Source organism: Paenibacillus anseongensis, from assembly GCF_009757995.1.
GTDB classification, from domain to species: Bacteria; Bacillota; Bacilli; order Paenibacillales; family NBRC-103111; genus Paenibacillus_E; species Paenibacillus_E chondroitinus.
Genome location: NZ_WSEM01000016.1, coordinates 719,058 through 741,729, shown reverse-complemented (window position 1 = coordinate 741,729; position 22,672 = coordinate 719,058). Strand labels below are relative to the sequence as shown.

At 44.6% G+C, this 22,672-nt stretch carries 19 protein-coding genes; 18 read left to right on the top strand and 1 reads right to left on the bottom strand.

Going from position 1 to position 22,672, the window contains the following annotated elements; genetic code table 11:
• The first annotated feature begins 28 nt into the window (after positions 1 to 28).
• From GON05_RS19630 to GON05_RS19545, 18 genes are all read left to right on the top strand, one after another.
• Positions 29 to 520 carry a YajQ family cyclic di-GMP-binding protein gene (locus GON05_RS19630; RefSeq protein WP_127450956.1) on the top strand — a complete coding sequence of 164 codons (492 nt, stop codon included), beginning with the start codon at positions 29 to 31 and terminating at the stop codon, positions 518 to 520.
• A gap of 127 nt (positions 521 to 647) precedes the next feature.
• Positions 648 to 1,976: a 30S ribosomal protein S12 methylthiotransferase RimO gene (gene rimO, locus GON05_RS19625; protein WP_157321144.1), complete on the top strand. Its 1,329-nt coding sequence runs from the start codon at positions 648 to 650 to the stop codon at positions 1,974 to 1,976.
• Positions 1,973 to 2,560, top strand: a complete 588-nt coding sequence (gene pgsA / locus GON05_RS19620) for a CDP-diacylglycerol--glycerol-3-phosphate 3-phosphatidyltransferase (protein WP_127450952.1) — start codon at positions 1,973 to 1,975, stop codon at positions 2,558 to 2,560. Before rimO ends, pgsA begins: the two co-directional genes overlap by 4 nt.
• A 41-nt stretch (positions 2,561 to 2,601) precedes the next feature.
• Complete coding sequence (locus tag GON05_RS19615) at positions 2,602 to 3,852, top strand: competence/damage-inducible protein A (RefSeq protein ID WP_157321142.1); 1,251 nt, start codon at positions 2,602 to 2,604, stop codon at positions 3,850 to 3,852.
• A 172-nt stretch (positions 3,853 to 4,024) separates the two neighbouring features.
• Positions 4,025 to 5,068, top strand: coding sequence for a recombinase RecA (gene recA, locus GON05_RS19610; protein ID WP_157321140.1), 1,044 nt, complete (start codon positions 4,025 to 4,027; stop codon positions 5,066 to 5,068).
• A gap of 79 nt (positions 5,069 to 5,147) precedes the next feature.
• The gene (locus GON05_RS19605) at positions 5,148 to 5,837 is read left to right on the top strand and encodes a regulatory protein RecX (protein ID WP_157321137.1); all 690 of its coding nucleotides are present in this window, start codon (positions 5,148 to 5,150) and stop codon (positions 5,835 to 5,837) included.
• 387 nt (positions 5,838 to 6,224) lie between these two features.
• Positions 6,225 to 7,763 carry a ribonuclease Y gene (gene rny / locus GON05_RS19600; protein ID WP_145656332.1) on the top strand — a complete coding sequence of 513 codons (1,539 nt, stop codon included), beginning with the start codon at positions 6,225 to 6,227 and terminating at the stop codon, positions 7,761 to 7,763.
• Positions 7,764 to 7,880: 117 nt separating this feature from the next.
• A complete protein-coding gene (locus GON05_RS19595; RefSeq protein ID WP_127450942.1) occupies positions 7,881 to 8,675 on the top strand; it encodes a TIGR00282 family metallophosphoesterase in 795 nt (264 codons plus the stop codon).
• A gap of 113 nt (positions 8,676 to 8,788) precedes the next feature.
• Positions 8,789 to 9,049 carry a stage V sporulation protein S gene (locus tag GON05_RS19590; protein ID WP_028558349.1) on the top strand — a complete coding sequence of 87 codons (261 nt, stop codon included), beginning with the start codon at positions 8,789 to 8,791 and terminating at the stop codon, positions 9,047 to 9,049.
• 125 nt (positions 9,050 to 9,174) lie between these two features.
• Complete coding sequence (locus tag GON05_RS19585) at positions 9,175 to 10,116, top strand: dipeptidase (RefSeq protein WP_157321135.1); 942 nt, start codon at positions 9,175 to 9,177, stop codon at positions 10,114 to 10,116.
• A 205-nt stretch (positions 10,117 to 10,321) separates the two neighbouring features.
• On the top strand, positions 10,322 to 12,070 hold the full coding sequence (locus GON05_RS19580; protein ID WP_181646149.1) for a 2-oxoacid:acceptor oxidoreductase subunit alpha: 1,749 nt from the start codon (positions 10,322 to 10,324) through the stop codon (positions 12,068 to 12,070).
• The gene (locus tag GON05_RS19575) at positions 12,058 to 12,924 is read left to right on the top strand and encodes a 2-oxoacid:ferredoxin oxidoreductase subunit beta (RefSeq protein ID WP_127450936.1); all 867 of its coding nucleotides are present in this window, start codon (positions 12,058 to 12,060) and stop codon (positions 12,922 to 12,924) included. Before GON05_RS19580 ends, GON05_RS19575 begins: the two co-directional genes overlap by 13 nt.
• 95 nt (positions 12,925 to 13,019) lie before the next feature.
• Positions 13,020 to 13,589: a phosphate propanoyltransferase gene (pduL, locus tag GON05_RS19570; protein ID WP_157321132.1), complete on the top strand. Its 570-nt coding sequence runs from the start codon at positions 13,020 to 13,022 to the stop codon at positions 13,587 to 13,589.
• A gap of 147 nt (positions 13,590 to 13,736) precedes the next feature.
• Complete coding sequence (gene miaB / locus GON05_RS19565) at positions 13,737 to 15,206, top strand: tRNA (N6-isopentenyl adenosine(37)-C2)-methylthiotransferase MiaB (RefSeq protein ID WP_397369245.1); 1,470 nt, start codon at positions 13,737 to 13,739, stop codon at positions 15,204 to 15,206.
• 29 nt (positions 15,207 to 15,235) lie between these two features.
• Positions 15,236 to 15,703: a YlbF/YmcA family competence regulator gene (locus GON05_RS19560; RefSeq protein WP_127450930.1), complete on the top strand. Its 468-nt coding sequence runs from the start codon at positions 15,236 to 15,238 to the stop codon at positions 15,701 to 15,703.
• 116 nt (positions 15,704 to 15,819) lie between these two features.
• Positions 15,820 to 16,554, top strand: a complete 735-nt coding sequence (locus GON05_RS19555) for a phosphonate ABC transporter ATP-binding protein (RefSeq protein ID WP_157321130.1) — start codon at positions 15,820 to 15,822, stop codon at positions 16,552 to 16,554.
• Positions 16,551 to 17,036 (top strand): low molecular weight protein-tyrosine-phosphatase, encoded by a 486-nt coding sequence (locus tag GON05_RS19550; protein ID WP_157321127.1) that lies wholly within the window; start codon positions 16,551 to 16,553, stop codon positions 17,034 to 17,036. The genes GON05_RS19555 and GON05_RS19550 overlap by 4 nt, the downstream gene beginning before the upstream one ends.
• Before the next feature lie 197 nt (positions 17,037 to 17,233).
• Complete coding sequence (locus GON05_RS19545; protein ID WP_157321125.1) at positions 17,234 to 22,180, top strand: family 43 glycosylhydrolase; 4,947 nt, start codon at positions 17,234 to 17,236, stop codon at positions 22,178 to 22,180.
• Between the two features lie 50 nt (positions 22,181 to 22,230).
• Here GON05_RS19545 and GON05_RS19540 read toward each other — a convergent pair whose 3' ends face one another.
• Positions 22,231 to 22,629, bottom strand: a complete 399-nt coding sequence (locus GON05_RS19540) for a hypothetical protein (protein ID WP_157321123.1) — start codon at positions 22,627 to 22,629, stop codon at positions 22,231 to 22,233.
• Positions 22,630 to 22,672 lie beyond the last annotated feature (43 nt).

Sequence of the window (22,672 nt, the reverse complement as noted above, 5' to 3'; positions counted from 1 at the left end):
ATTTGATGGAAAGGGTGTTTGGTCTAAGATGAGTTCAGAAAGTTCGTTCGATATTGTATCCAAGGTGGATATGCAGGAGTTAAATAACGCCATTCAACAGGCTGAAAAAGAGATTGCAACCCGTTTTGATTTTAAGGGCAGCAAAAGCAGCATTAAATTAGAAAAAGATCAATTAGTCGTTACTTCGGATGACGAGTTCAAGCTTCAGAATGTTCTAGATATCCTGCATGCCAAAATGACAAAACGCGGGATTTCGATCAAAAATCTCGATTACAGCAAGGTAGAACCAGCGGCCAGCTCGACCGTAAGACAGAAAATCAGCATGAAACAAGGTGTCGATCAAGAAAATTCGAAAAAGATCAACGTCCTGATTCGTGATTCGAAACTTAAGGTGAAAACGCAAGTACAAGGCGATCAAATTCGGGTAACGGGCAAGAGCCGTGATGATTTGCAGGCTGTTATCGCTCTGCTTCGCAAGGCGGATATTCCTCTTGATCTACAATTTGTAAACTTAAAATAGGCATACATACCCTGTTATTGAAAGAGAAGCCCCCTGCTGCGAGGGGGTTTTTACATTTTGACACCCTATAGGGCTTGTATTATACTTGTAGGGAGCGTTTTTAGGACTATTGGAGGTTGTTTCTTTCATGACAGAAAAGGTTAAAGTAGTAACCCTCGGATGCGAGAAGAATATGGTCGATTCCGAGATTATGGCTGGATTAATACATGGGCGTGGTTTTCAGCTTGTAGATAACAAGGAAGATGCCACTGTCATTATCGTGAACACTTGCGGGTTCATTGATGCAGCGAAAGAAGAATCCGTAAATACAATTTTGGATATGGCAGAACTCAAAGAAACAGCGAATCTTAAGGCGCTTATCGTTTCAGGTTGCTTAACCCAACGTTACAAAAAGCAGCTCCTCGATGAAATGCCGGAGATTGACGGAATCGTGGGAACGGGAGATTTTGACAAAATCAATGATATCGTTGATGAGGCTCTGCGCGGGAAAAGACCGATTCTTGTTGGGAATCCGGTATTTAACTATGATGCGGACCTGCCGAGGCTTGTTACAACGCCTAGATATACAGCGTATGTAAAAATCGCCGAAGGCTGCGATAATGCCTGCACATTCTGCAGTATTCCGATCATGCGCGGCAGCTTCAAGAGCAGAAGCATGGAGTCCATTGTTGCAGAAGTAGCTAACTTGGCTTCCCAAGGCGTGAAAGAAATTAGCTTAATTGCACAGGATTCTACGAACTACGGGACAGATTTGTATGATAGCTTCATGCTGCCTACGCTTCTGAATAAAGTGAGTGAGGTAGAAGGCATTGAGTGGGTACGTCTGCACTATGCATATCCTGGTTTCTTTAGCGATGAATTAATTGAAGTGATGGCGACAAACCCGAAAGTGTGTAAATACATCGATATGCCGCTTCAACACAGCGAAGATTCCATTCTTAAACGTATGCGTAGACCTGGCCGTCAAAAGGATACCCGTGAACTGGTTCGCAAAATTCGTGAATCAATCCCGGATGTTGCGCTTCGGACTTCCCTTATTGTAGGGTTCCCAGGAGAAACGGAAGAAGATTTCCAGAACTTGAAACAATTTGTTCGTGATGTACAGTTCGATCGCCTTGGCGTTTTTGCCTATTCCAAAGAAGATGATACGCCGGCGGCGCGTTTGCCGAATCAAGTGCCTGATGATGTGAAAGAGTATCGTGCGAATGCGATCATGGAAATTCAGAGAGAAATTTCGAATATCCGCGGCGGACGCCGTATCGGTCAAGAAATTGATGTATTGATTGAGCGGTACGATGGCAGAAGTGATGTGTATATTGGACGTTCTCAATTTGATGCTCCCGAGATCGATGGGGAAGTATTCGTTTCGAATGGTAAACTGACGATCGGTGAACTTGCCAAAGTTCGTATTACCCACTCTTATGAGTTTGACTTATCTGGGGAGGTAATTGCATGAACCTGGCCAACCGCATCACCGTGGCGAGGATTTTACTAGTACCGATCATCATGTTTTTTCTGTTGATTAAGGTAAAATTCCCTCATATACGGATTGAGGAATTTAGCATTACGTATAACCAAATTATTGCTGCTACTATTTTCATTATTGCAGCGAGCACAGATAGTTTAGATGGTTATATTGCCAGAAAACGCAATTTAGTAACCAATTTAGGCAAGCTGCTTGATCCCTTGGCGGATAAGCTGCTTGTTACGGCTGTGCTCGTTTCACTAGTGGAAATGGGTAAAGTAGATGCTTGGATCGTCATTGTTATTATCAGTAGAGAATGGGCTGTAACTGGTCTTCGCCAGATTGCTCTGCTGGAAGGCACAGTGATGGCGGCTAGTAAGTGGGGGAAAGCAAAGACGGCAGCTCAGATTACAGCCATCATAGCGCTACTTATCAATAATTTTCCGTTTACGTTTGTGGATTTCCCTTTTGATGTTATAGCAAGTTGGGCAGCGGCCATCATTACGGTCTACTCAGGTATCGAGTATTTTGTGAAAAATAAACATGTCATAGACTTTTCAGAAAAGACACAATAGGGCTTCCTATTGGTTTTTTTCTATTCTAGGAGGATGCTGGGATGAAAGCAGAAATCGTTGCTGTTGGAACAGAGCTCTTGCTTGGACAAATTGTTAATACGAACGCTCAATTTCTTTCCAGGGAGTGCGCCGCAATTGGTGTGGACATCTATTTCCAGACCGTAGTGGGCGATAATGAGCAGAGATTGCTGGAAAGCCTCACATTAGCCGCCTCCAGAGCCGACGTGGTCATCTGCACAGGTGGTTTGGGTCCAACACAGGATGACCTTACAAAAGATGTCCTAGCGGCTTACGTAGGCCGTCAGTTAATCATTCATGAGCCGTCGATGAACGCAATCACCCAGATGTTTCAATCACGCGGGATACATATGGTAGAAAGCAACAGGCGCCAAGCGTTAATGCTTGAGGGCAGTGATCCATTACATAACGAAACAGGATTGGCCGTAGGTGTTGCCTTCACGTTTGAAGGAACTCATTTCATTCTTCTGCCTGGACCGCCCAAAGAAATGAAGCCCATGTTTACCAACTATGCGATTCCTTGGCTGCGTGCGGTTATGCATGATGAAGTTCCGCTTTATTCCAAAATGCTCAAATTTGCCGGCATCGGAGAATCTAATTTAGAGCATCAATTAATTGATTTGATTCAAGCACAATCGGACCCAACCATTGCTCCATATGCCAAAGAAGGCGAAGTGACGATTCGTCTGACGACTCGTGCACAAACGGCGGAAGAGGGCGAACGCAAGCTGTTTGCGACGGAACAAGAAATTAGAAGCCGTTTAGGCCAGCATATTTACGCGGATCAAGACGTACCGATTGAAACAACGGTTTTGAAAATGCTGGATGAACGCAAGCTGTCGCTTGCAGTTGCTGAGAGCTGCACAGGCGGTTTGCTCAGTGATTTAATAACTTCAATACCCGGGAGTTCGAACTCGTTCCTAGGGGGCATTATCTGTTATTCCAATGCGCTTAAACATAAGCTTCTCGGTGTTCCAATGGAGGTGTTGGAAGGCGAGGGTGCGCCAGGTGCTGTTAGCAGCGAAACAGCGGTTATCTTAGCAGAGAGTTTGCTCACGACTACGGGAAGTGACTTTGGCATTTCCGTAACCGGTGTAGCCGGTCCTGGCTCGTCTGAAGGCAAACCTGTCGGGCTTGTATATATTGGATTTGCGCAAAAAAACGCGGAGACACAAGTCATTACGCTGCAGCTTTCCGGCAACCGGGAATCGATTAAACATAGATCCGCGAAGAGCGCGCTCTACCACCTTTGGAAACAGTTGAAAGAAAGCTAGAGTTCGCATATAATCAAAGAAGTGTTAACGGAAGAACCGTAACAAAGCGATAACTTTGTTACGGTTTTTTGTTTGTTCGCGAAAAAAAACGAATGTATGTTCGAAAAAGTACTTGGCAAACACCCCGAAACAAGTTATCATATACCTATAATGATAGAAGGAAGTGAGTGTTTTGACAGACCGTCGCGCAGCACTTGATAATGCATTACGACAAATTGAGAAACAGTTCGGTAAAGGCTCCATTATGAAGCTTGGAGAATCAACGCATATGCAAGTTGAAACAATTTCAAGTGGAGCGTTAGCCCTTGATATTGCTCTAGGAATAGGTGGATTCCCACGCGGAAGAATTATTGAAGTATACGGACCTGAATCTTCAGGTAAAACAACAGTAGCGTTACATGCGATCGCTGAAGTTCAAAAGGTTGGCGGACAAGCTGCATTTATCGATGCAGAGCACGCGTTGGATCCTTCTTATGCAAGTAAGCTCGGCATTAACATAGATGAGTTGTTACTCTCTCAACCTGATACGGGTGAGCAAGCACTAGAGATCGCAGAAGCGCTTGTAAGAAGCGGCGCGGTAGATATTATCGTTATCGACTCTGTAGCGGCGCTAGTACCTAAAGCAGAGATCGAAGGCGAAATGGGAGACTCTCACGTGGGTCTGCAAGCACGTTTGATGTCTCAAGCACTTCGTAAGCTTTCTGGTGCGATCAACAAATCGAAGGTTATTGCGATTTTCATTAACCAATTGCGTGAGAAAGTCGGCGTTATGTTCGGAAACCCGGAGACAACTCCTGGTGGCCGTGCACTGAAGTTCTATTCCTCCGTTCGACTGGATGTTCGTCGTATAGAAACAATTAAGCAAGGTAATGACATGGTCGGTAACCGGACGAGAATTAAGGTCGTTAAGAATAAAGTAGCTCCTCCGTTCAAACAAGCGGAAGTAGATATTATGTACGGTGAAGGCATTTCACGTGAAGGCAGTATCATTGATATCGGAACTGAGATGGATATCGTGAATAAGAGCGGAGCCTGGTATTCTTATGAGGGCGAACGTTTAGGCCAAGGTCGTGAAAATGCTAAACAATTCTTGAAAGATAACAAGGCAATCTCCGAAACGATTGAACAAAAAATCCGTGAAAACAGCAATTTAATTATTGCTGTCGGACCAAATGTAGACGAGGAAGACGATGAGTTAGAAGCGGCTTTCGAGTAAGATTCGATTATATATCATAACGTGAAGCACCTTAAACCTTAGGTTAGGGTGCTTTCGTGCATGAAAGGGGCTAGAAAGCTTGGAGCAGGAAGAACAACAGATTTCTATCATCACATTAGTGGAGAAACAGAAGCGGGGGAAGCACCGCTATAACATATTTTTGAATGAGGAGTACGCGTTTTCCGTTCACGAAGACATTCTGATTAAGCATCGACTAGTCAAAGGAGAGAGCGTAGATCTCCAAGATATTGAGAGAATCATTCAAGATGAAGAACGGAATAATGCGTACATGAAAGCTTTGCGAGCGATTGGCCGGAGACCGCACTCATCGAGCGAGTTGAAACGCAAGCTCAAAGAATCAGGTTATGAACCACCCATTATCGAATGGGTGATTGAGAAGTTAGCTTCGCAAAATTATCTGAATGATGAAGAATTTGCCAAAATGTGGACGGACAGCCGGATTATTTCTCAAAAGAAAGGCCGTAACCTCGTTCGTCAAGAGCTGCAGCAAAAAGGCATCGATAAAGAGTTGGTTAAACATGCAATGGAGAACATCAATCAAGAAGATGAAATAGCTGGAGCCATGAAGCTTGCTCAAACGAAATGGAAGCAAACCTCTGGCGAGGCTTTTGATAAGAAGAGAAAGACGGCAGCTTTTCTAATGCGCAGAGGGTACACGGGCGCCGTAGTGACGAAAGTACTTAGTCAGTTGAGCAGCGAGCCGAGTGAAGATGATTTCGAAATCCATGATGATACCTTCGATGATTAATGTTGTTAAATAATAACTGAAATTACTTAACAATATGAATGAATAAAAGGGCATGCAGTTGGGCATGATGATCTTCTCATGGACAATCGCTTGACAAGCTTCTTCGACAAAAGATAAAATAACAGTGTATATTTTCATAATGTATTCAAAATCATACTTATTTCATTGATTTTGAGGGGACAGATGTAAAAACCGCCAATTTTTACTCTGTTGATTATGGATTATTAGCACTATAGTGCCTCTTACGCACAGTGCGCATTCATTTAAAAGCCATACTCTTTTTAATTTAGGGTATGTATGACTAGTTAAACAATTAAAAATCGGATTAAAAAACCGAACGGAATCCCAGGCTAACACCTTGGAGAAACCAACGAGGAGGTGAACAAGATGACTGTCATCTGGATCGCAATCATTCTCATTGTTGGAGCTGCATGCTTAGGGATTGGTTATTTTATCCGTAAATCTCTTGCAGAAGCGAAAATTTCCAGTGCTGAAACAGCCGCTGAGCAGATTAGAGAAGCTGCTAAGAAAGAAGCAGAAGCACTGAAAAAAGAAACGGTTCTGGAAGCAAAGGACGAAGTGCATAAACTTAGGTCCGAAGCTGAAAAAGACATTCGTGAGCGTCGGAATGAAATTCAACGACAAGAAAGACGATTGTTGCAAAAAGAGGAATCGCTGGATAAAAAATTAGAATCTCTCGAGCGTAAAGAAGAGCAAGTTGCCAACAAAGAGAAGCGGATCGAGGATACCCAAAATCAAATTGATCAGCTTTATAAAAGCCAGGTTTCGGAGTTAGAGCGTATCTCAGGACTTACAATGGAAGAAGCGAAAAGCATCATTCTTACCAATGTAGAGCAGGAAGTACGACACGAGACCGCACAGCTTATTAAAGAAATCGAACAACAGGCCAAAGAAGACGGCGATAAGAAAGCCCGTGAGATCATCACGCTCGCCATTCAACGTTGTGCCGCAGATCATGTTGCTGAAACGACCGTTTCAGTTGTTTCATTGCCAAATGAAGAAATGAAAGGCCGGATTATCGGTCGTGAGGGACGTAATATCCGTGCACTGGAAACATTAACGGGTATTGACCTTATTATTGATGACACGCCAGAAGCAGTTATTTTATCTGGATTTGATCCAATTCGTCGCGAAATTGCTCGTACATCCCTAGAGAAGCTTGTTGCCGATGGACGTATTCATCCAGCACGTATTGAAGAGATGGTTGAGAAATCCCGTAAAGAAGTGGATGAACGCATCCGCGAATATGGGGAGCAAGCCACGTTTGAAGTTGGAGTTCACGGATTGCATCCTGACTTGATCAAGATTTTGGGTCGACTGAAATTTAGAACAAGTTATGGTCAGAACGTATTGAAGCATTCCATGGAGGTAGCTTATCTGGCTGGTCTGATGGCCGGGGAGCTCGGGGTAGACGTAACTTTGGCGAAACGTGCCGGGCTGCTTCATGACATCGGTAAGGCGCTTGACCACGAGGTTGAAGGATCTCATGTCGAGATTGGTGTTGAGATTGGTAAGAAGTACAAAGAGCATCCAGTCGTCATTAACAGTATTGCATCACATCACGGTGATGTAGAGGCAACTTCCGTTATTGCGATGTTAGTCGGAGCAGCAGATGCCTTATCCGCGGCGAGACCTGGAGCACGCAGAGAAACGCTCGAAACATATATTAAGCGTCTAGAGAAGCTCGAAGAAATTTCGGAATCTTTTGAAGGTGTTGAGAAATCATATGCCATTCAAGCAGGCCGTGAAGTACGTGTTATGGTTCAACCTGAGAAAGTGGATGACACCGAAGCGTTCCGTCTGGCCCGCGATATTACCAAAAAAATCGAGGGTGAACTCGATTATCCAGGACATATTAAGGTTACCGTCATTCGTGAAACACGAGCTGTTGAATACGCTAAATAAGAGTAACCAATGCGAAAAGTGGCTGATACAGCCACTTTTCCTTATTTTATAGGGGGACGCTTCATTGTATGACTACCCTCCATGCATCTATGTTAATAAAGGAGCTACAAAATTGTTATGAAAATTGTATTTATTGGAGATATTGTTGGATCCGTTGGACGCAAAGCACTAAAAAATATTATGCCTCGTTTAAAACAAGCGCACCCTCACGCCGTGTTCATCGCTAACGGAGAGAACGCTGCTGCGGGGAAAGGGATTACTTCAGCCATCGCGAAAGAAATCTATGAGATGGGCATTCAGGCGCTTACAATGGGCAATCATACATGGGATCAAAAAGAAATTTTCGATTTTATCGATCGGGATGAGAAAATGGTTCGTCCAGCCAACTTTCCGCCGGGTACGCCGGGTAGGGGACATACTGTCATTAAAGTGAAAGATCAGGAGCTGCTGATTATCAATTTACAAGGGCGCACATTCTTGCCGCCAATTGATTGTCCATTCCGGAAAGTGGATGAGATCCTTGAAGCAGATAAGAAAAAGCACAAATTTATATTTGTTGACTTCCATGCCGAAGCGACATCCGAGAAAATTGCAATGGGTTGGCATTTGGACGGGAGAGTATCGGCAGTTGTCGGCACGCATACTCATGTGCAAACAAATGATAACCGCGTATTGCCGCAGGGCACAGCTTATGTGACAGATGTGGGAATGGTTGGTCCGCGTGATGGCATTCTTGGTGTGGAGCGAAATGCTGTGCTTCAGAAATTCAAAACACAATTGCCTGTGAGATTCGTAACAGATGAAGGGAAATGGCACTTCCACGCTGTCGTAATCGAGTTGAATGATCAAACAGGTCAAGCGAAAGCCATACAGCTTATTCGGTACGATGAAGACCAAGTTTTCATGGATTAATCGTTATTTCAGAAAATTTAGAGAATTAGAATGAAACAGAAAGTCATGTTTGTGCTGCCTTGGGAATATGATGATTAATGGAACTATCCATCATTCCCGAGGAGGTACTATTCATGGATGTATTAAAAGTTTCAGCAAAATCCAATCCAAACTCCGTTGCAGGTGCTTTGGCAGGTGTGTTGCGTGAGCGCGGGGCAGCTGAGCTCCAAGCAATCGGTGCAGGCGCCTTGAACCAAGCCATCAAAGCAGTAGCGATCGCAAGAGGATTTGTGGCGCCCAGCGGAGTTGACTTAATTTGTGTACCAGCCTTCACAGATATCGTGATTGACGGGGAAGATCGGACGGCCATTAAATTAATTGTTGAGCCGAGGTAATGAACGTCACCATACATAGGAATACTTGCAGCCTGTTTACCATGTAGACAGGTTTTTTATTCTACGCCAAAACCTCTGTTAAGGGGTTTTTGTCTTGTTTAGCGATAAATAAGGAGGCTGGCTGGATGAAGATCATGGATGGCCATTGCGACGCGTTAACGAAGTTGTATGTGAACCCAAAGCTCGATTTTGGGATGGAAGATCAGGAACTGGATGTCAATTATCCGAGACTAAAGCATGCGGGCGTTAAGGTGCAGTGTTTTGCCATTTATTTATCCGACTCTATCCAACAGCCGACATTTGAGCATATTTTGCAGATGGTTGATATTTTTCATCGGAAAATTGTGAGTCATTCGGGTATGAAATTCATTCATACTGTGCAGGACTGGCACGAAGTAGAAGCAGGAGATCAAATTGGCGCAATTCTGACACTTGAAGGTGTGGATGCTTTAGCAGGCAATTTGACCCACCTAAGGATCCTGTACCACCTCGGTGTACGAAGCATAGGGCTAACTTGGAACTACGCGAATTGGGCCGCAGACGGTGTAATGGAGCCTAGAAAAGGCGGTTTCACAAGAAAAGGCAAACTCATGTTAAGAGAATTAGAAACTATGGGTATAATAGCAGATGTGTCACACTTATCGACTGCGGCATTTTGGGAAATGGTCGAAGGGTATAACAAACCTTTTATTGCTTCCCACTCCAATGCTCAGAAAATATGTCCCCATCCAAGAAATTTATCAGACGATCAAATCAAAGCTATCATTCAATGTCAGGGACAAATCGGCCTTACATTTGTTCCTTATTTCGTTGATAGCGTGAATCTGGCTGTTCCTATTGCAGGTTTACTTAAACACATTGATCACGTTTGCTCGTTGGGGGGAGAGAAGCAGATTGGCTTTGGATCGGATTTTGACGGCATTGAACAATGGATCAAAGGATTAAGGCATGCAGGCCAATACGAAAATTTAATAGAGGCTCTTTGTAAAAACTATCAGGAAACACAAGTAGAGGCATTTTTGTTTGGAAATTGGCGCAATTTCATGTTGACGAATCTTCCGAAATGAAAATTAAAAATCGATCTAAAATTGATATGGATTCGATCTAAAAACTCTATCTTTTAGAATCGTTGGTACCCCTTGCATTTTGCTTCATAAAGGCATAGAATTTGGTTGACAGTGAAAGGTTTTTTTTATTGCATTATCTTATCTTACTAAACAATTGAGCTTTTAATGTCTTCGAGCAGCTACAATCAAAAGGAGTGGACGTACGGTGATTAGTCAGTTATCTTGGAAAATCGGAGGTCAACAGGGTGAAGGGGTCGAAAGTACAGACCGTATCTTCTCTACTGCATTGAACCGTCTCGGTTACTATTTGTATGGGTACCGTCATTTCTCTTCACGGATTAAGGGGGGACATACAAATAACAAGATTCGCATCAGCACCAAGCCGATTCGCGCAATTTCAGATGATTTGGACATTCTGGTTGCATTTGACCAAGAAAGTATCGATTTCAACGCTCACGAGCTTCGTGACAATGGAGTCATCGTTGCAGATGCCAAATTTAACCCTGTTTTACCTGAAGGAATTAAAGCACGTTTGTTTCCAGTTCCAATTACTGCAATTGCAGAAGAACTAGGAACATCCCTATTTAAGAACATGGCCGCATCGGGAGCTTCTTGGGCATTGCTCGGTTTGCCGCTTGATGTGTTTAATAAAGCTGTTGAAGAAGAGTTCGGTCGTAAAGGCGCAGCTGTCGTTGAGAAAAACATCGAAGCTGTTCGCAAAGGTGCTGAATCCGTACTTGAATTGGCTGGCGGCCCAATCGCTGACTTCCAATTAGAGCCGGCTGACGGCAAGCAAAAATTGTTCATGATCGGTAACGATGCAATCGCTCTGGGAGCTGTAGCTGCTGGCTGCCGTTTCATGCCTGCATACCCGATTACACCTGCTTCCGAGGTTATGGAATACTTGATTAAAGCTCTTCCTAAATTCGGCGGTACAGTTATCCAAACAGAAGATGAGATCGCAGCTTGCACAATGGCAATCGGCGCTAACTACGCGGGTGCACGTGCACTGACAGCTTCCGCTGGTCCTGGTCTTTCCCTGATGATGGAAGCTATTGGCCTCGCTGGTATGACGGAAACACCAGTTGTTATCGTTGATACACAACGCGGCGGTCCAAGTACAGGTCTTCCAACGAAACAAGAGCAATCTGACTTGAACGCAATGGTCTACGGAACACACGGTGAAATCCCGAAAATCGTTCTGTCCCCAAGCACAATTGAAGAGTGCTTCTATGATACAATCGAAGCTTTCAACTTGGCTGAGAAGTACCAATGCCCAGTTATTCTGATGACGGATCTTCAGCTTTCCTTGGGTAAACAATCCGCTGAAATGCTGGACTACAACCGTATCGTCATCGATCGCGGTGCTCTGGTAACAGAAGCTCCTGAGCTGGAAGCAAATCAATTGTTCAAACGTTATGAGTTCACTGAAAATGGCGTTTCCCCTCGTGTAATTCCAGGCGTTAAACATGGTCTTCACCATGTAACTGGGGTAGAGCATGACCAAACAGGTCGTCCTTCTGAGAGCACAGAGAACCGTCAAAGAATGATGGATAAACGTCTTGAGAAGTTGAAACACATTCAAGTAACAGATGCGATCAAAGCAGATGCTCCTCATGAGAACCCGGATCTATTGATCATCGGTATGGGCTCCACTGGTGGAACAATTGATGAAGCAAGACGCCGCGTTGAACAAGAAGGCATCAAAACGAACCACGCGACTGTACGCTTGATTCATCCGTTCCCAGCTGAACAGCTGAGACCGCTTGTTGAGAAAGCAAAAACAGTTATCGTTGTTGAGAACAACGCGACTGGTCAATTGGCTGATCAAATTAAACTGCATGTTGGTCATGCAGATAAAATTAAAAACGTTCTGAAGTACAACGGTAACCCGTTCCTTCCAGCAGAAATCGAACAAAAATGTAAGGAGTTGACTTTAGCATGGCAACATTAAAAGACTTTCGTAACAATGTAAAGCCAAACTGGTGTCCAGGATGCGGAGACTTCTCCGTACAAGCAGCCATTCAACGTGCAGCGGCTAATGTTGGTTTGGAGCCTGAAGGTTTAGCAATCGTATCCGGTATCGGTTGTTCCGGACGTATCTCCGGTTACATCAATGCCTATGGTTTCCACGGTATTCATGGTAGATCTTTGCCAATCGCACAAGGTGTGAAAATGGCTAACCGCGACCTCACAGTTATCGCTTCCGGCGGTGACGGAGACGGCTTCGCAATCGGTATGGGTCACACGGTTCACGCGATTCGTCGTAACATCGATGTTACTTATATCGTTATGGATAACCAAATCTACGGTTTGACAAAAGGTCAAGCATCTCCACGTAGTGCGGAAGGCTTCAAAACGAAAAGTACACCACTAGGTACAATCGAGTCAGCTATTTCTCCGTTAGAAGTAGCGATGGCTGCTGGTGCAACATTCGTAGCACAATCTTTCTCCAGCAACTTGAAACAGTTAACTGCTGTTATCGAAGCTGGTTTGAATCACAAAGGGTTCTCCTTGATCAACGTATTCAGCCCATGCGTAACTTTCAACAAAGTAAACACGTATGATTGGTTCAAAGAAAACATTGTTGATCTGGATGAAATTCCGGATTACGATTACACCAACCGCGTAATGGCAATGACCAAAATCATGGAAACTAACTCCATGTTGACGGGTATCATTTACCAAAACAAAGACAAAAAGAGCTATGAAGATTCCATCCCTAGCTTCGCAAAAGAAGGACTTTCGAAACAAGATCTTCAAATTTCAGAAGCAGATTTCAACAAAATGCTCACTGAATTCAAATAATGGCTTGACCTTGAGGGCATATGGAGATAATCCGTATGCCCTTTTTGCTGAGCGGCAATACTGACAACTATACTAAATTAAAGGATGATACCCTAATGAAAACAGTTCCCGTTGGCGTTTCGGCTAGACATATTCACTTATCAGAGGCGCATATTGCCATTTTATTTGGAGAAGGGTATGAGCTCAAAGTATTTAAAGATCTTTCACAGCCAGGACAATTTGCAGCTCAAGAAACAGTGTCCATCGTCGGACCGAAATCCAGGATGGATAAAGTGAGAATTCTGGGCCCAGCACGCCCATTTACGCAAATCGAAATTTCACGCACGGATGCATTTTCTTTGGGAGTTAATCCGCCAGTACGCGAGTCAGGCCATATCGATCAAACACCAGGTTTGAAGGTGATAGGTCCGGTAGGCGAAGTAGAGCTTGATCAAGGTGTGATTGTAGCAGCCAGACATATTCATTTTCACACGTCAGATGCAGATCAATGGGGCATTCAGGATAAACAATTGCTCCGTGTCAAAGTAAATGGCGAAAGACCGTTGATTTTTGAAAATGTGATTGCACGAGTATCCGAACAATTTGCTTTGGACATGCATATTGACACCGATGAGGGGAACGCGGCTGGAGTTAAAACAGGGGATATGGCCGAGATTCTTGACTAGCTTAAAAAGAGTAATTTTCACCGTTATACCAATTTCTTTTTGTACTAAATAGGCATGTGATGTTATAATAAAAGTTGCGTAATTATTTGTGAATTACGTAAGTTTTACCAACGTAAACACGTAGGAGGAACGAAAGTGGCTAACCAAGTGAAATCCGATAAGGATTATTCTCAATATTTTCAGCCTCCTTCACTGTCAGATGCTAAGAAGCGCGGAAAAGAAGAAATCGCCGTTCACTATGATTTCCATATCCCTGAAGACATGCAGGGGTTCGGCAAAGATAAATATTATTTGATTCGCACTTACGGATGTCAGATGAATGAGCATGATACAGAAGTAATGAGGGGCTTGCTTGAACAAATGGGTTATCAGTCGACGGAAGACAAGTACCAAGCAGATGTCATTCTGTTGAATACTTGTGCAATCCGTGAAAATGCGGAGGATAAAGTGTTCGGTGAGCTTGGACACCTGAAGGCGCTTAAAGCACAGAAGCCAGGACTTGTTCTTGGGGTTTGTGGCTGCATGTCACAGGAAGAAGCCGTCGTCAATCGGATTATGCAAAAGCATGCTTTTGTTGATTTGATTTTTGGAACACACAACATTCATCGTTTGCCTGGTTTGTTGAAGGATGCTTTTTATAACAAAGAAATGGTTGTTGAAGTATGGTCCAAAGAAGGCGACATTGTTGAGAATTTACCGAAGAAGCGGGAAGGTATCCGCGCTTGGGTGAACATCATGTTCGGATGCGATAAATTCTGTACATACTGCATCGTTCCGTATACGCGCGGCAAAGAGAGAAGCCGTAGACCGCAGGATGTGCTTGCTGAAGTAAGAGACCTGGCACGGCAAGGGTTTCAAGAAATTACGCTGCTTGGACAAAACGTCAATGCTTATGGCAAAGACTTTGAAGATATTACTTATTCTTTCGCTAATTTGATGGATGATATCCGTAAAATTGACGTTCCGAGGATTCGTTTCACAACCTCGCATCCACGGGATTTTGATGACGACTTGATTGAAGTTTTAGGCAAACGCGGTAATTTGGTTGAGCATATTCATCTGCCCGTACAAGCGGGGAATACCGAAGTGCTGAAACGGATGAGCAGGAAATATTCCAGAGAACATTATTTGGAACTTGCCCGCAAAATTAAAGCTACCATGCCGGATGTTGTGCTAACGACGGATATTATCGTTGGTTTCCCAGGTGAGACAGACGAGCAATTCGATGAAACGATGTCTTTATACGAGGAAGTAGGATTCGATTTCGCGTTTACATTCATTTATTCGCCGCGCGAAGGTACACCTGCTGCTGGAATGGAAGACAATGTTCCGATGGAAGTGAAGAAACAGCGCTTATATCGTTTGAATGAGCTTGTGAATGCTCACAGTAAAGCGAGTAACGAGAAATTGCTGGGTCAAACGGTCGAAGTACTCGTTGAAGGCGAAAGTAAAAATAACGCCGATGTACTTGCCGGGCGCACACGAACGAATAAGCTGATCCATTTTACCGGCTCTAAAGAGCTAATCGGTCAAATGATCGACGTCAAAGTGACGCATGCGCAAACATGGATTTTGAAGGGCGAAATTGTTCAGGAACCCTTGAAAGTATCCATTTAATCCGCTTGTTATTATAGATAGGAGTGTGAATGAAAGTGTCCCAATGTGATCACCAACATGATAACCAGCCTCACGCTTTTAAAGTGGAGGAATTTACGAATACGGAAATGATCGTTCGCGAAGATATTTTAGACAAAGCCAAAGAACTGGCGAATTTGCTGACGACTTCGAATGAAGTGCAATTTTACCAAAAAGCAGAGAAGCAAATTGCTACAAACCCGGATATTCAAGTATTAATTAACTCCATTAAAAAGAAGCAAAAAGAAATTGTTGCGTTCCAGACATTTAAGAACGAGAAAATGGTTCAGAAGATTGAGAATGAAATCGAAGTTCTGCAAGATGAATTAGACGGAATTCCCATTGTAAGTGAGTTTAAACAAACACAAGACGATATCAACTATTTGCTACAACTGGTGATGTCGGTCATTCGTGATACGATTTCCGATAAAATCAATGTAGAAGCAGGAACTTCAGAAGCACCGACATCTTGTGACTAAGATGAAAGATGACTTCCCGTGGGTTAGCGAGAATCGCCCTCTATTCAGGCCATAGCTTGATGTGAGTGGCGATTTTTTCCAAAGGGACCAATAGGAAACATGAAGGAGAGATTGTCATGCTTACCGTACGTAATCTAAGTAAAGTATATCCGCCAGACAATCAAGTACTTTCTCAAGTTAGCTTTCAAGTGGATCAAGGCGAATTTATCGCCGTAATAGGGAGTAGCGGGAGTGGGAAAACAACATTACTGCGCTGCATAAGCCATCAAGAAAAGTGGACAAGCGGCCAGCTAATTTATAACTCCAATGATATTTCTCAGCCGGGACCTTGGGAGCGCTTTAAATTAGGCAAGGATTTCGCTTACTTAGAAGAGAAACCTGCGCTGAATCGAAATAAAAGCGCTGTCAAGAATGTCATGATGGGCAGAGTATTTCAAGCGCCACTACGAGTTCTTACAGGCATGACGTCCAGGGATGAGCATGTAGATAGCATGGATTATTTGGAAAAGGTAGGCCTGCTGGATAAAGGGGACAAGAAAGTTGGCCAGCTTAGTGGCGGTGAGCAGCAGCGTGTAGCCATCGCGAAAGCTTTAATCCTTGGACCTAAAGTGCTTGTGGCCGATGAGCCTGTGTCTGGTCTTGATCCGAAATCCACGGAGTATATTCTTCAGGATTTGAAGTCATTATGCAAAGATAGGAATATGAGTGTAATCGCTACCTTGCATAAGGTGGAATTAGCAGAGCGATTCGCAACACGTATTTGGGGTCTTTCAGAGGGCAGAATTGTGCTCGACATCCCCGCTAGACAGTTAACGATGCGTGAGAAAAAGCTTGTATTTGGTGAAGTATGATCCAGGTCTTATTCGTTTGTTTAGGTAATATTTGTCGCTCTCCCATGGCAGAGGCAGTTTTCCGTCATCAGGTCAAACAAGCCGGTCTTGATCCTGTCATTGCCATTGATTCCGCAGGCACAGGTGATTGGCATATCGGTCATCCGCCGCACCAAGGAACACGGGACATTTTAGATAAAAATCAGATTGATTACAAAGGCATGCTAGCTAGACAGGTAACCTCCAATGATTTCGTGCAATTTACTTACATCATCGCGATGGATGAGAGTAATGTACAGAATCTAGCTGGGTTCGCTCCTGAACCGGCAGATGGTGAGAAGCGCGCATCTATTCATAAATTATTGGATTTTGCCCCTGGGCGCAAGGATAAAAATGTGCCGGATCCGTATTATACGGGGAATTTCCAAGAAGTTTACGAGATGGTTGAAGAGAGCTGCGCAAGATTATTGACGTATATCAGGGATAAGGAACAACTTACATAAAACGTTATTAGAAAACGGAGCTCGCAAACCCGCGAGGCTCCGTTTTTGACGTTGAAATGCCTAATTGTGTACGCAATTGCACGAATAAATTGTAAAAACAAACAAAAAGACGGGAAAACGCAAATACAATTCCGCTTTTTTGCTACATAATGTATCTTGTGCTTGAAGAAATATATGTAGTGACTGGAGGAAGAAACTTGAAGAAAAGGTTAAATTGCATATCCCACAAGATTCAAACGATCGTATCTTCTGCCTTGATTGCCAGCATGGTTTTAACATTCACAGCAACCGCGCAGGATGGCGGAGCTACGGCATCTGAGGATGTGACGGTTCAAGAAACCACTTCTTTTAAAAACCCGATCGTTCCTGTTTCCAACAGCAGCGGGGGTTCAGCGGATCCGAGCATTGTATTTAGAGATGGCTATTACTACTATGTAAAATCCAACAGAGATGCATCTATCTCGATTTCGAAGGCTAAAAGATTGCAGGATATCGGCTCAGTCCCCAGAGTGACTGTTTATTCGCCGCCAAGCGGCCAAGCCTATTCCAAGGAACTATGGGCGCCTGAGCTACAGTACCTGGATGGCAAGTGGTACATCTATTTTGCTGCTGATGACGGGGCGAATGAAAATCACAGGATGTATGTACTGGAAGGGGACTCGCAGGATCCACAAGGATCATATACGTTGAAAGGAAAAATTTCGGACAGCACTAACAAATGGGCAATTGACGGAACCGTTCTGGTTAAAGATGACAACTCCAAATATTTCGTATGGTCGGGTTGGGAGGGCGATGTCAATGTGAAGCAAAGCATTTATATCGCTCCAATGAGCAATCCTTGGACGATCAGCGGACCGAGAGTTCAAATCTCTACGCCGGACCAAGACTGGGAGCGTAAAGGTACGCCTTATATCAACGAAGGACCGGAGATTTTGAAGAAAAACGGTAAAATATTTGTGGTTTATTCGGCAAGCGGAAGTTGGACGGACGATTATACGCTTGGGATGTTAAGCAATACGGATGGCAATGTATTGAATCCTGCTTCCTGGAGCAAATCCGGTCCTGTTTTCAGCAAAGTACCTACCGCTTACGGTCCAGGCCATAATACGTTTACCACTTCTCCAGACGGAAAAGAGGACTGGATCGTGTATCACGCCGATCAATTCTCAGGCGGAAGCTGGGGAAATCGCAGTATCCGGGCGCAAAAATTCACGTGGAATGAGGATGGTACCCCGAATTTCGGAACACCTGCCGCTTACGGCGCTTCTTTGGAGGAGCCCTCAGGCACTCCGAATGTAATAAGATACAAATATGAAGCTGAAAGCGCTTTTATCAGCGGCACAGCGGCCATCACTTCATCTGATAATGCATCGGGAGATAAAGTAGTCGGTCATTTGGATCAGCCAGGAAAAGATTATGTAGAGTTCACAGTTGACGTTAAGGAAGCGGGCGAGTACTCACTCCTTGCCATGGCTGACAACGGAACTGCCGGTGGTGCTTCTGCGCAGCAAGAAGTTTCCGTAAATGGCGGTGCAGGCCAGTCGATCACTTATAAAAACTTTGGCTGGAAAGGATTTAACCCCGTATCGATGGATGTTAGCCTGAATGCCGGGATCAACAAGATTCGTTTTACCAGCAAACTGAATTTCGCTCAACTAGATTACATTGTTCTTGAGCCACTAGAGAAGAGTAACGTTTCAACGCCGGTTGATAGTATTGCATTGGATAATCAAACTATGTCATTGGCGGCTGGAGAATCTGCATCCTTAATTGCCTCTGTGAAACCGCTGGTCGGAACAAACAAGAACGTCGTCGTAACTTCATCGGCGCCTGAAGTGGCGACGGTGACCCAAGACAGCAAGGATACAGCTACAGGAAGCACGATGTTGACGGTTAAGGGACTGAAAGCGGGCAGCGCAACAATTCGAGTTGCAAGTGCCGATAATGGCGCAGTCATTAGTGAATGCATCGTCACCGTCCGTCAAACGCCTGGAGAGCCGGACTTATCGAAGTTCACCGTTGATTCCTTTGATAGCGAGGTGCTCGACCCGGCATGGTCCATTTTCCAGGAAAGCAAAGGCAATTGGAGCTTGACTCAAACGCCGGGTTCAATGACCATTCACACGACGCCCACGGATGTTTATCAGGATAACAATAGCCAAAACAATGTGTTTTTGAGAAATGTGCCTGCCAACGGTGATTTTGAAATTGTCACGAAAGTTACGGCACCTGTGACGTTAAATCACCAGCAAGGCGGTCTGTTCGTCTGGCAGGATGCGGATAATTTCGTAAAGCTCGGGCATGTATATGCGAACGGAAAAATTATCGAAACCGCTTATGAACTTGGCGGCAGTTATAAGAAACCAGGCAATGAGGTGGCTCATCCTGGCGGCGATACACTGACACTCAAAATCAAGAAGATGGGGAATGTATATACAACCTATTATTGGGATGGATATGCGTGGATACAAGCGTCGAACCCCGTCACTGCGAATTTGAAAAATATCAAAGTCGGTTTCTACGCTAACAATATCGTTGCTACAAACAATCGGATTGATGCCCGATTCGATTATTTCGCTGTCAGATCCATTCAAGGCGGGGTTGAGCTTGATCAGAAGAAGCTGACACTTGAAGCAGAGAAGACAGCTCAGCTTCACAACGTGGGAGCAAGCGGAGATGAAGTGACTTGGGTTTCCAGCAATCCGGAGATCGCTACGGTCAACAGCAGCGGATTAGTCACGGCATTAGCGCCAGGCAGAGCTGTCATTGAAGCGGTATCTACGAGCGGTGATTTCCGTTCGCAAGCAACAATCACCGTTCCGAATTCCGCCCCTGTGCCGGAGATCTTGTACACGAACGACTTTAGCGGCACATCTGCGGAAGGATGGTCTACGTACGAAGGAAATTGGACCGTGTCGAACGGGCAATATGCGGTTAACAGCGGTCCCGGCTATAAAGCGGTGCTTAACAGCACAAGCTTCACAGACTTCGTGCTTGAGGGCGATGTGCAAATAACGAGCGGGAACGAAGCTGGGTTTATTTTCAGGGCATCGAATGTTGCGAGTGGCGCCGATAATTTAGACGGATATTACGTAGGCATTAACGCTTCGGCACAATCGGCCGTTCTCGGCCATATGTCGAAAGGCCAGTGGCAAGAGCTTGCTTCCAAAAAATTGCCGATTCTGGTAAATGAGCGATACCATATTAAGGTCGTTGCGAATGAAGATCACATTCAGGTTTACGTGAACGATAATCCGCTTAATGTCAATGGATATCCAAAATTCGATTTGTTGGATGCATCGCATATGGCGACCGGAGCAATCGGATTGCGCACATGGAATGCTGATGCCAAATTCGACAACATCAAAGTATCTTCGTACCGTGATCCGATAACGGGGCCAACTTATACCAACTCGGTGCTGCCAAACATTGCGGATCCATTCGTACTGCAGCATGACGGCACATATTATCTGTACGGGACGAATACGGATCCCAATAAAACGTCATTGGGATTCAAGGTATACACTTCAACGGATTTGGTGACTTGGTCGGAACAAAATGAACTAGCGTTAAAGCAGTCCGACTCTTGGGGGACTAGCGGTTTCTGGGCACCGGAGGTTGTGGAAAAGGACGGAACCTTCTACATGTACTATGTCGTCAACGAGCGGCTTGCGGTTGCAACAAGCAGTTCTCCATTAGGGCCGTTCGTTCAAGACGTCATGCAGCCGATGCATCTGAATACGCCGGAAATCGATGCGCATATTTTTAAAGACGATAACGGCAAAAGGTACATTTACTTCGTCAGATTCAATCAAGGCAATGAACTTTGGATGGCCGAGTTGAATGACGACATGAAGACCATGAAGGAAGATACGGTGCAATTCGTGTTCCGGGCCACCCAAGAATGGGAACGCAGTCAAAAGCAGCCGGTTGCAAGTATTAACGAGGGGCCGTTTATGATCAAGCATAAGGGTACTTACTACTTGACCTATTCTGGCAACCACTTCGAAAGCCCGGATTATGGCGTGGGCTATGCCACGGCTCCGACGCCAATGGGGCCTTGGACGAAATACACGTATAATCCGATTATGAAATCCAACACGATTGTGCCCGGAGCGGGACATCATTCCTTAATTTACTCACCGGATGGTACAGAATTGTTCATGGTGTACCATACTCATTACAAAGCAGGTACAACTGAACCGCGCAAGCTTGCGATTGATCGTGTTCATTTTGTGCCGCAAGCCAGCGGTATCGATGCGATGGAAGTGTGGGGCCCGACGATTACTCCTCAACCTAAGCCTTCGGCTGAGCAGTCGACAGAACCGACGGCTACATTAAATGGAGCGAGCAGGGTGCAAGCCGGACAGTCCTTCGAGCTTTTGTACGGCCTCAACCATCTTAGTGTTACACAAAGTATTTATGCACAAGACATTACGGTCACGTTCGATCCAGCACAAATAGAGTTTGTTGATGTAGAGCCTGTTCAGAAGGGACTAACCATCGCTGGTAAAAACGTAATGGCCGGGCGCGTGCGCATCCTGCTGGCAAGTATAGGAGCAGACAATGCCGTTCATACGAACGGCGATCAGCTGACGCTTCATTTTAAAGCGAAATCTTCCTCTCAACCGGCCGTAGTCGGGCTAGCTAATGTGGTGATTTCCAATGGGCTAGGAGAAGAAACCGCACTTGGCAATGTGTCCAAGAGCGTAGAAATCCAAACAGGTGATCGAGCTAATCTTAGCGCCGCTATAGCATCAGCCCAAGCGAAGTATGATAGCGCAGTGGAAGGAACGGAAGTGAATCAATATCCGTTGGGATCCAAGGCCGTATTGCTGTCAGCGATCGAGAAAGCAAAATCGGTGCTGAACAATTTGAATGCTTCCCAACAACAGATCGACCAATCAGCAATAGAGCTTAACCTGGCGCTTCAAGCGTTCATCGATTCGGTCAACACAGCGCATTCCACGGATGTCAACAGCGATGGACACGTTACAATCGGTGATCTAGCTATTGTAGCTGCTGCTTATGGAAAAACCTTCAATGATCCAAATTGGAGCGAGTACAAAAAGGCAGATATGAATGGTGACGGGACAGTTGATATTAAAGACTTGGCAGCGGTAGCTCGGATGATCTTGAATTAAAATAAAAAAGCGTGCAATTGGATAACCCAATTGCACGCCTTTTTACAATTTTATAAAGAGGTCAACCCTGTACGCGTAAGGCATTCGGAGATAGCGCCGAGCATGACTGGATAAATAGGAATAACGATGTTAGTAGGGCCAAGTTCAAACAATCCGCTTCTGTTATGGACCGTTGCTCCTTGCACATAAATGCGGAAGTGATCGGAGCCCGAAGATAAATGTGTGGTTTCCTGATTACCCGATCGAGCATTGACGAAAGACATGGTTTTCAGTGAAGAAATCTCATAGGGAACAATGCTGATGATGTTCTCCAATTTAAAATAATAATTCATATGTGGCTTGTGAAGAATCAGTTCTTTGGTCGTGATGGTTAAACCATAATCCTTCTTCTTATGAGACATCTTCAAGTCGCCTTCCAGCGATTTTATCTGAATGAAATCTGAACTCATGGCAAAGCCCTCCTTCACGAGTCATGATGATCGCTTGTCTTAA

Excerpts from the sequence above, each read along its gene's own strand:
- GON05_RS19630 (WP_127450956.1), top strand. The coding sequence starts at position 29 with ATGAGTTCAGAAAGTTCGTTCGATATTGTATCCAAGGTGGATATGCAG.
- rimO (WP_157321144.1), top strand. The coding sequence starts at position 648 with ATGACAGAAAAGGTTAAAGTAGTAACCCTCGGATGCGAGAAGAATATG.
- pgsA (WP_127450952.1), top strand. The coding sequence starts at position 1,973 with ATGAACCTGGCCAACCGCATCACCGTGGCGAGGATTTTACTAGTACCG.
- GON05_RS19615 (WP_157321142.1), top strand. The coding sequence starts at position 2,602 with ATGAAAGCAGAAATCGTTGCTGTTGGAACAGAGCTCTTGCTTGGACAA.
- rny (WP_145656332.1), top strand. The coding sequence starts at position 6,225 with ATGACTGTCATCTGGATCGCAATCATTCTCATTGTTGGAGCTGCATGC.
- GON05_RS19595 (WP_127450942.1), top strand. The coding sequence starts at position 7,881 with ATGAAAATTGTATTTATTGGAGATATTGTTGGATCCGTTGGACGCAAA.
- GON05_RS19590 (WP_028558349.1), top strand. The coding sequence starts at position 8,789 with ATGGATGTATTAAAAGTTTCAGCAAAATCCAATCCAAACTCCGTTGCA.
- GON05_RS19585 (WP_157321135.1), top strand. The coding sequence starts at position 9,175 with ATGAAGATCATGGATGGCCATTGCGACGCGTTAACGAAGTTGTATGTG.
- GON05_RS19575 (WP_127450936.1), top strand. The coding sequence starts at position 12,058 with ATGGCAACATTAAAAGACTTTCGTAACAATGTAAAGCCAAACTGGTGT.
- pduL (WP_157321132.1), top strand. The coding sequence starts at position 13,020 with ATGAAAACAGTTCCCGTTGGCGTTTCGGCTAGACATATTCACTTATCA.
- GON05_RS19560 (WP_127450930.1), top strand. The coding sequence starts at position 15,236 with ATGAAAGTGTCCCAATGTGATCACCAACATGATAACCAGCCTCACGCT.
- GON05_RS19555 (WP_157321130.1), top strand. The coding sequence starts at position 15,820 with ATGCTTACCGTACGTAATCTAAGTAAAGTATATCCGCCAGACAATCAA.
- GON05_RS19550 (WP_157321127.1), top strand. The coding sequence starts at position 16,551 with ATGATCCAGGTCTTATTCGTTTGTTTAGGTAATATTTGTCGCTCTCCC.
- GON05_RS19540 (WP_157321123.1), bottom strand. The coding sequence starts at position 22,629 with ATGAGTTCAGATTTCATTCAGATAAAATCGCTGGAAGGCGACTTGAAG.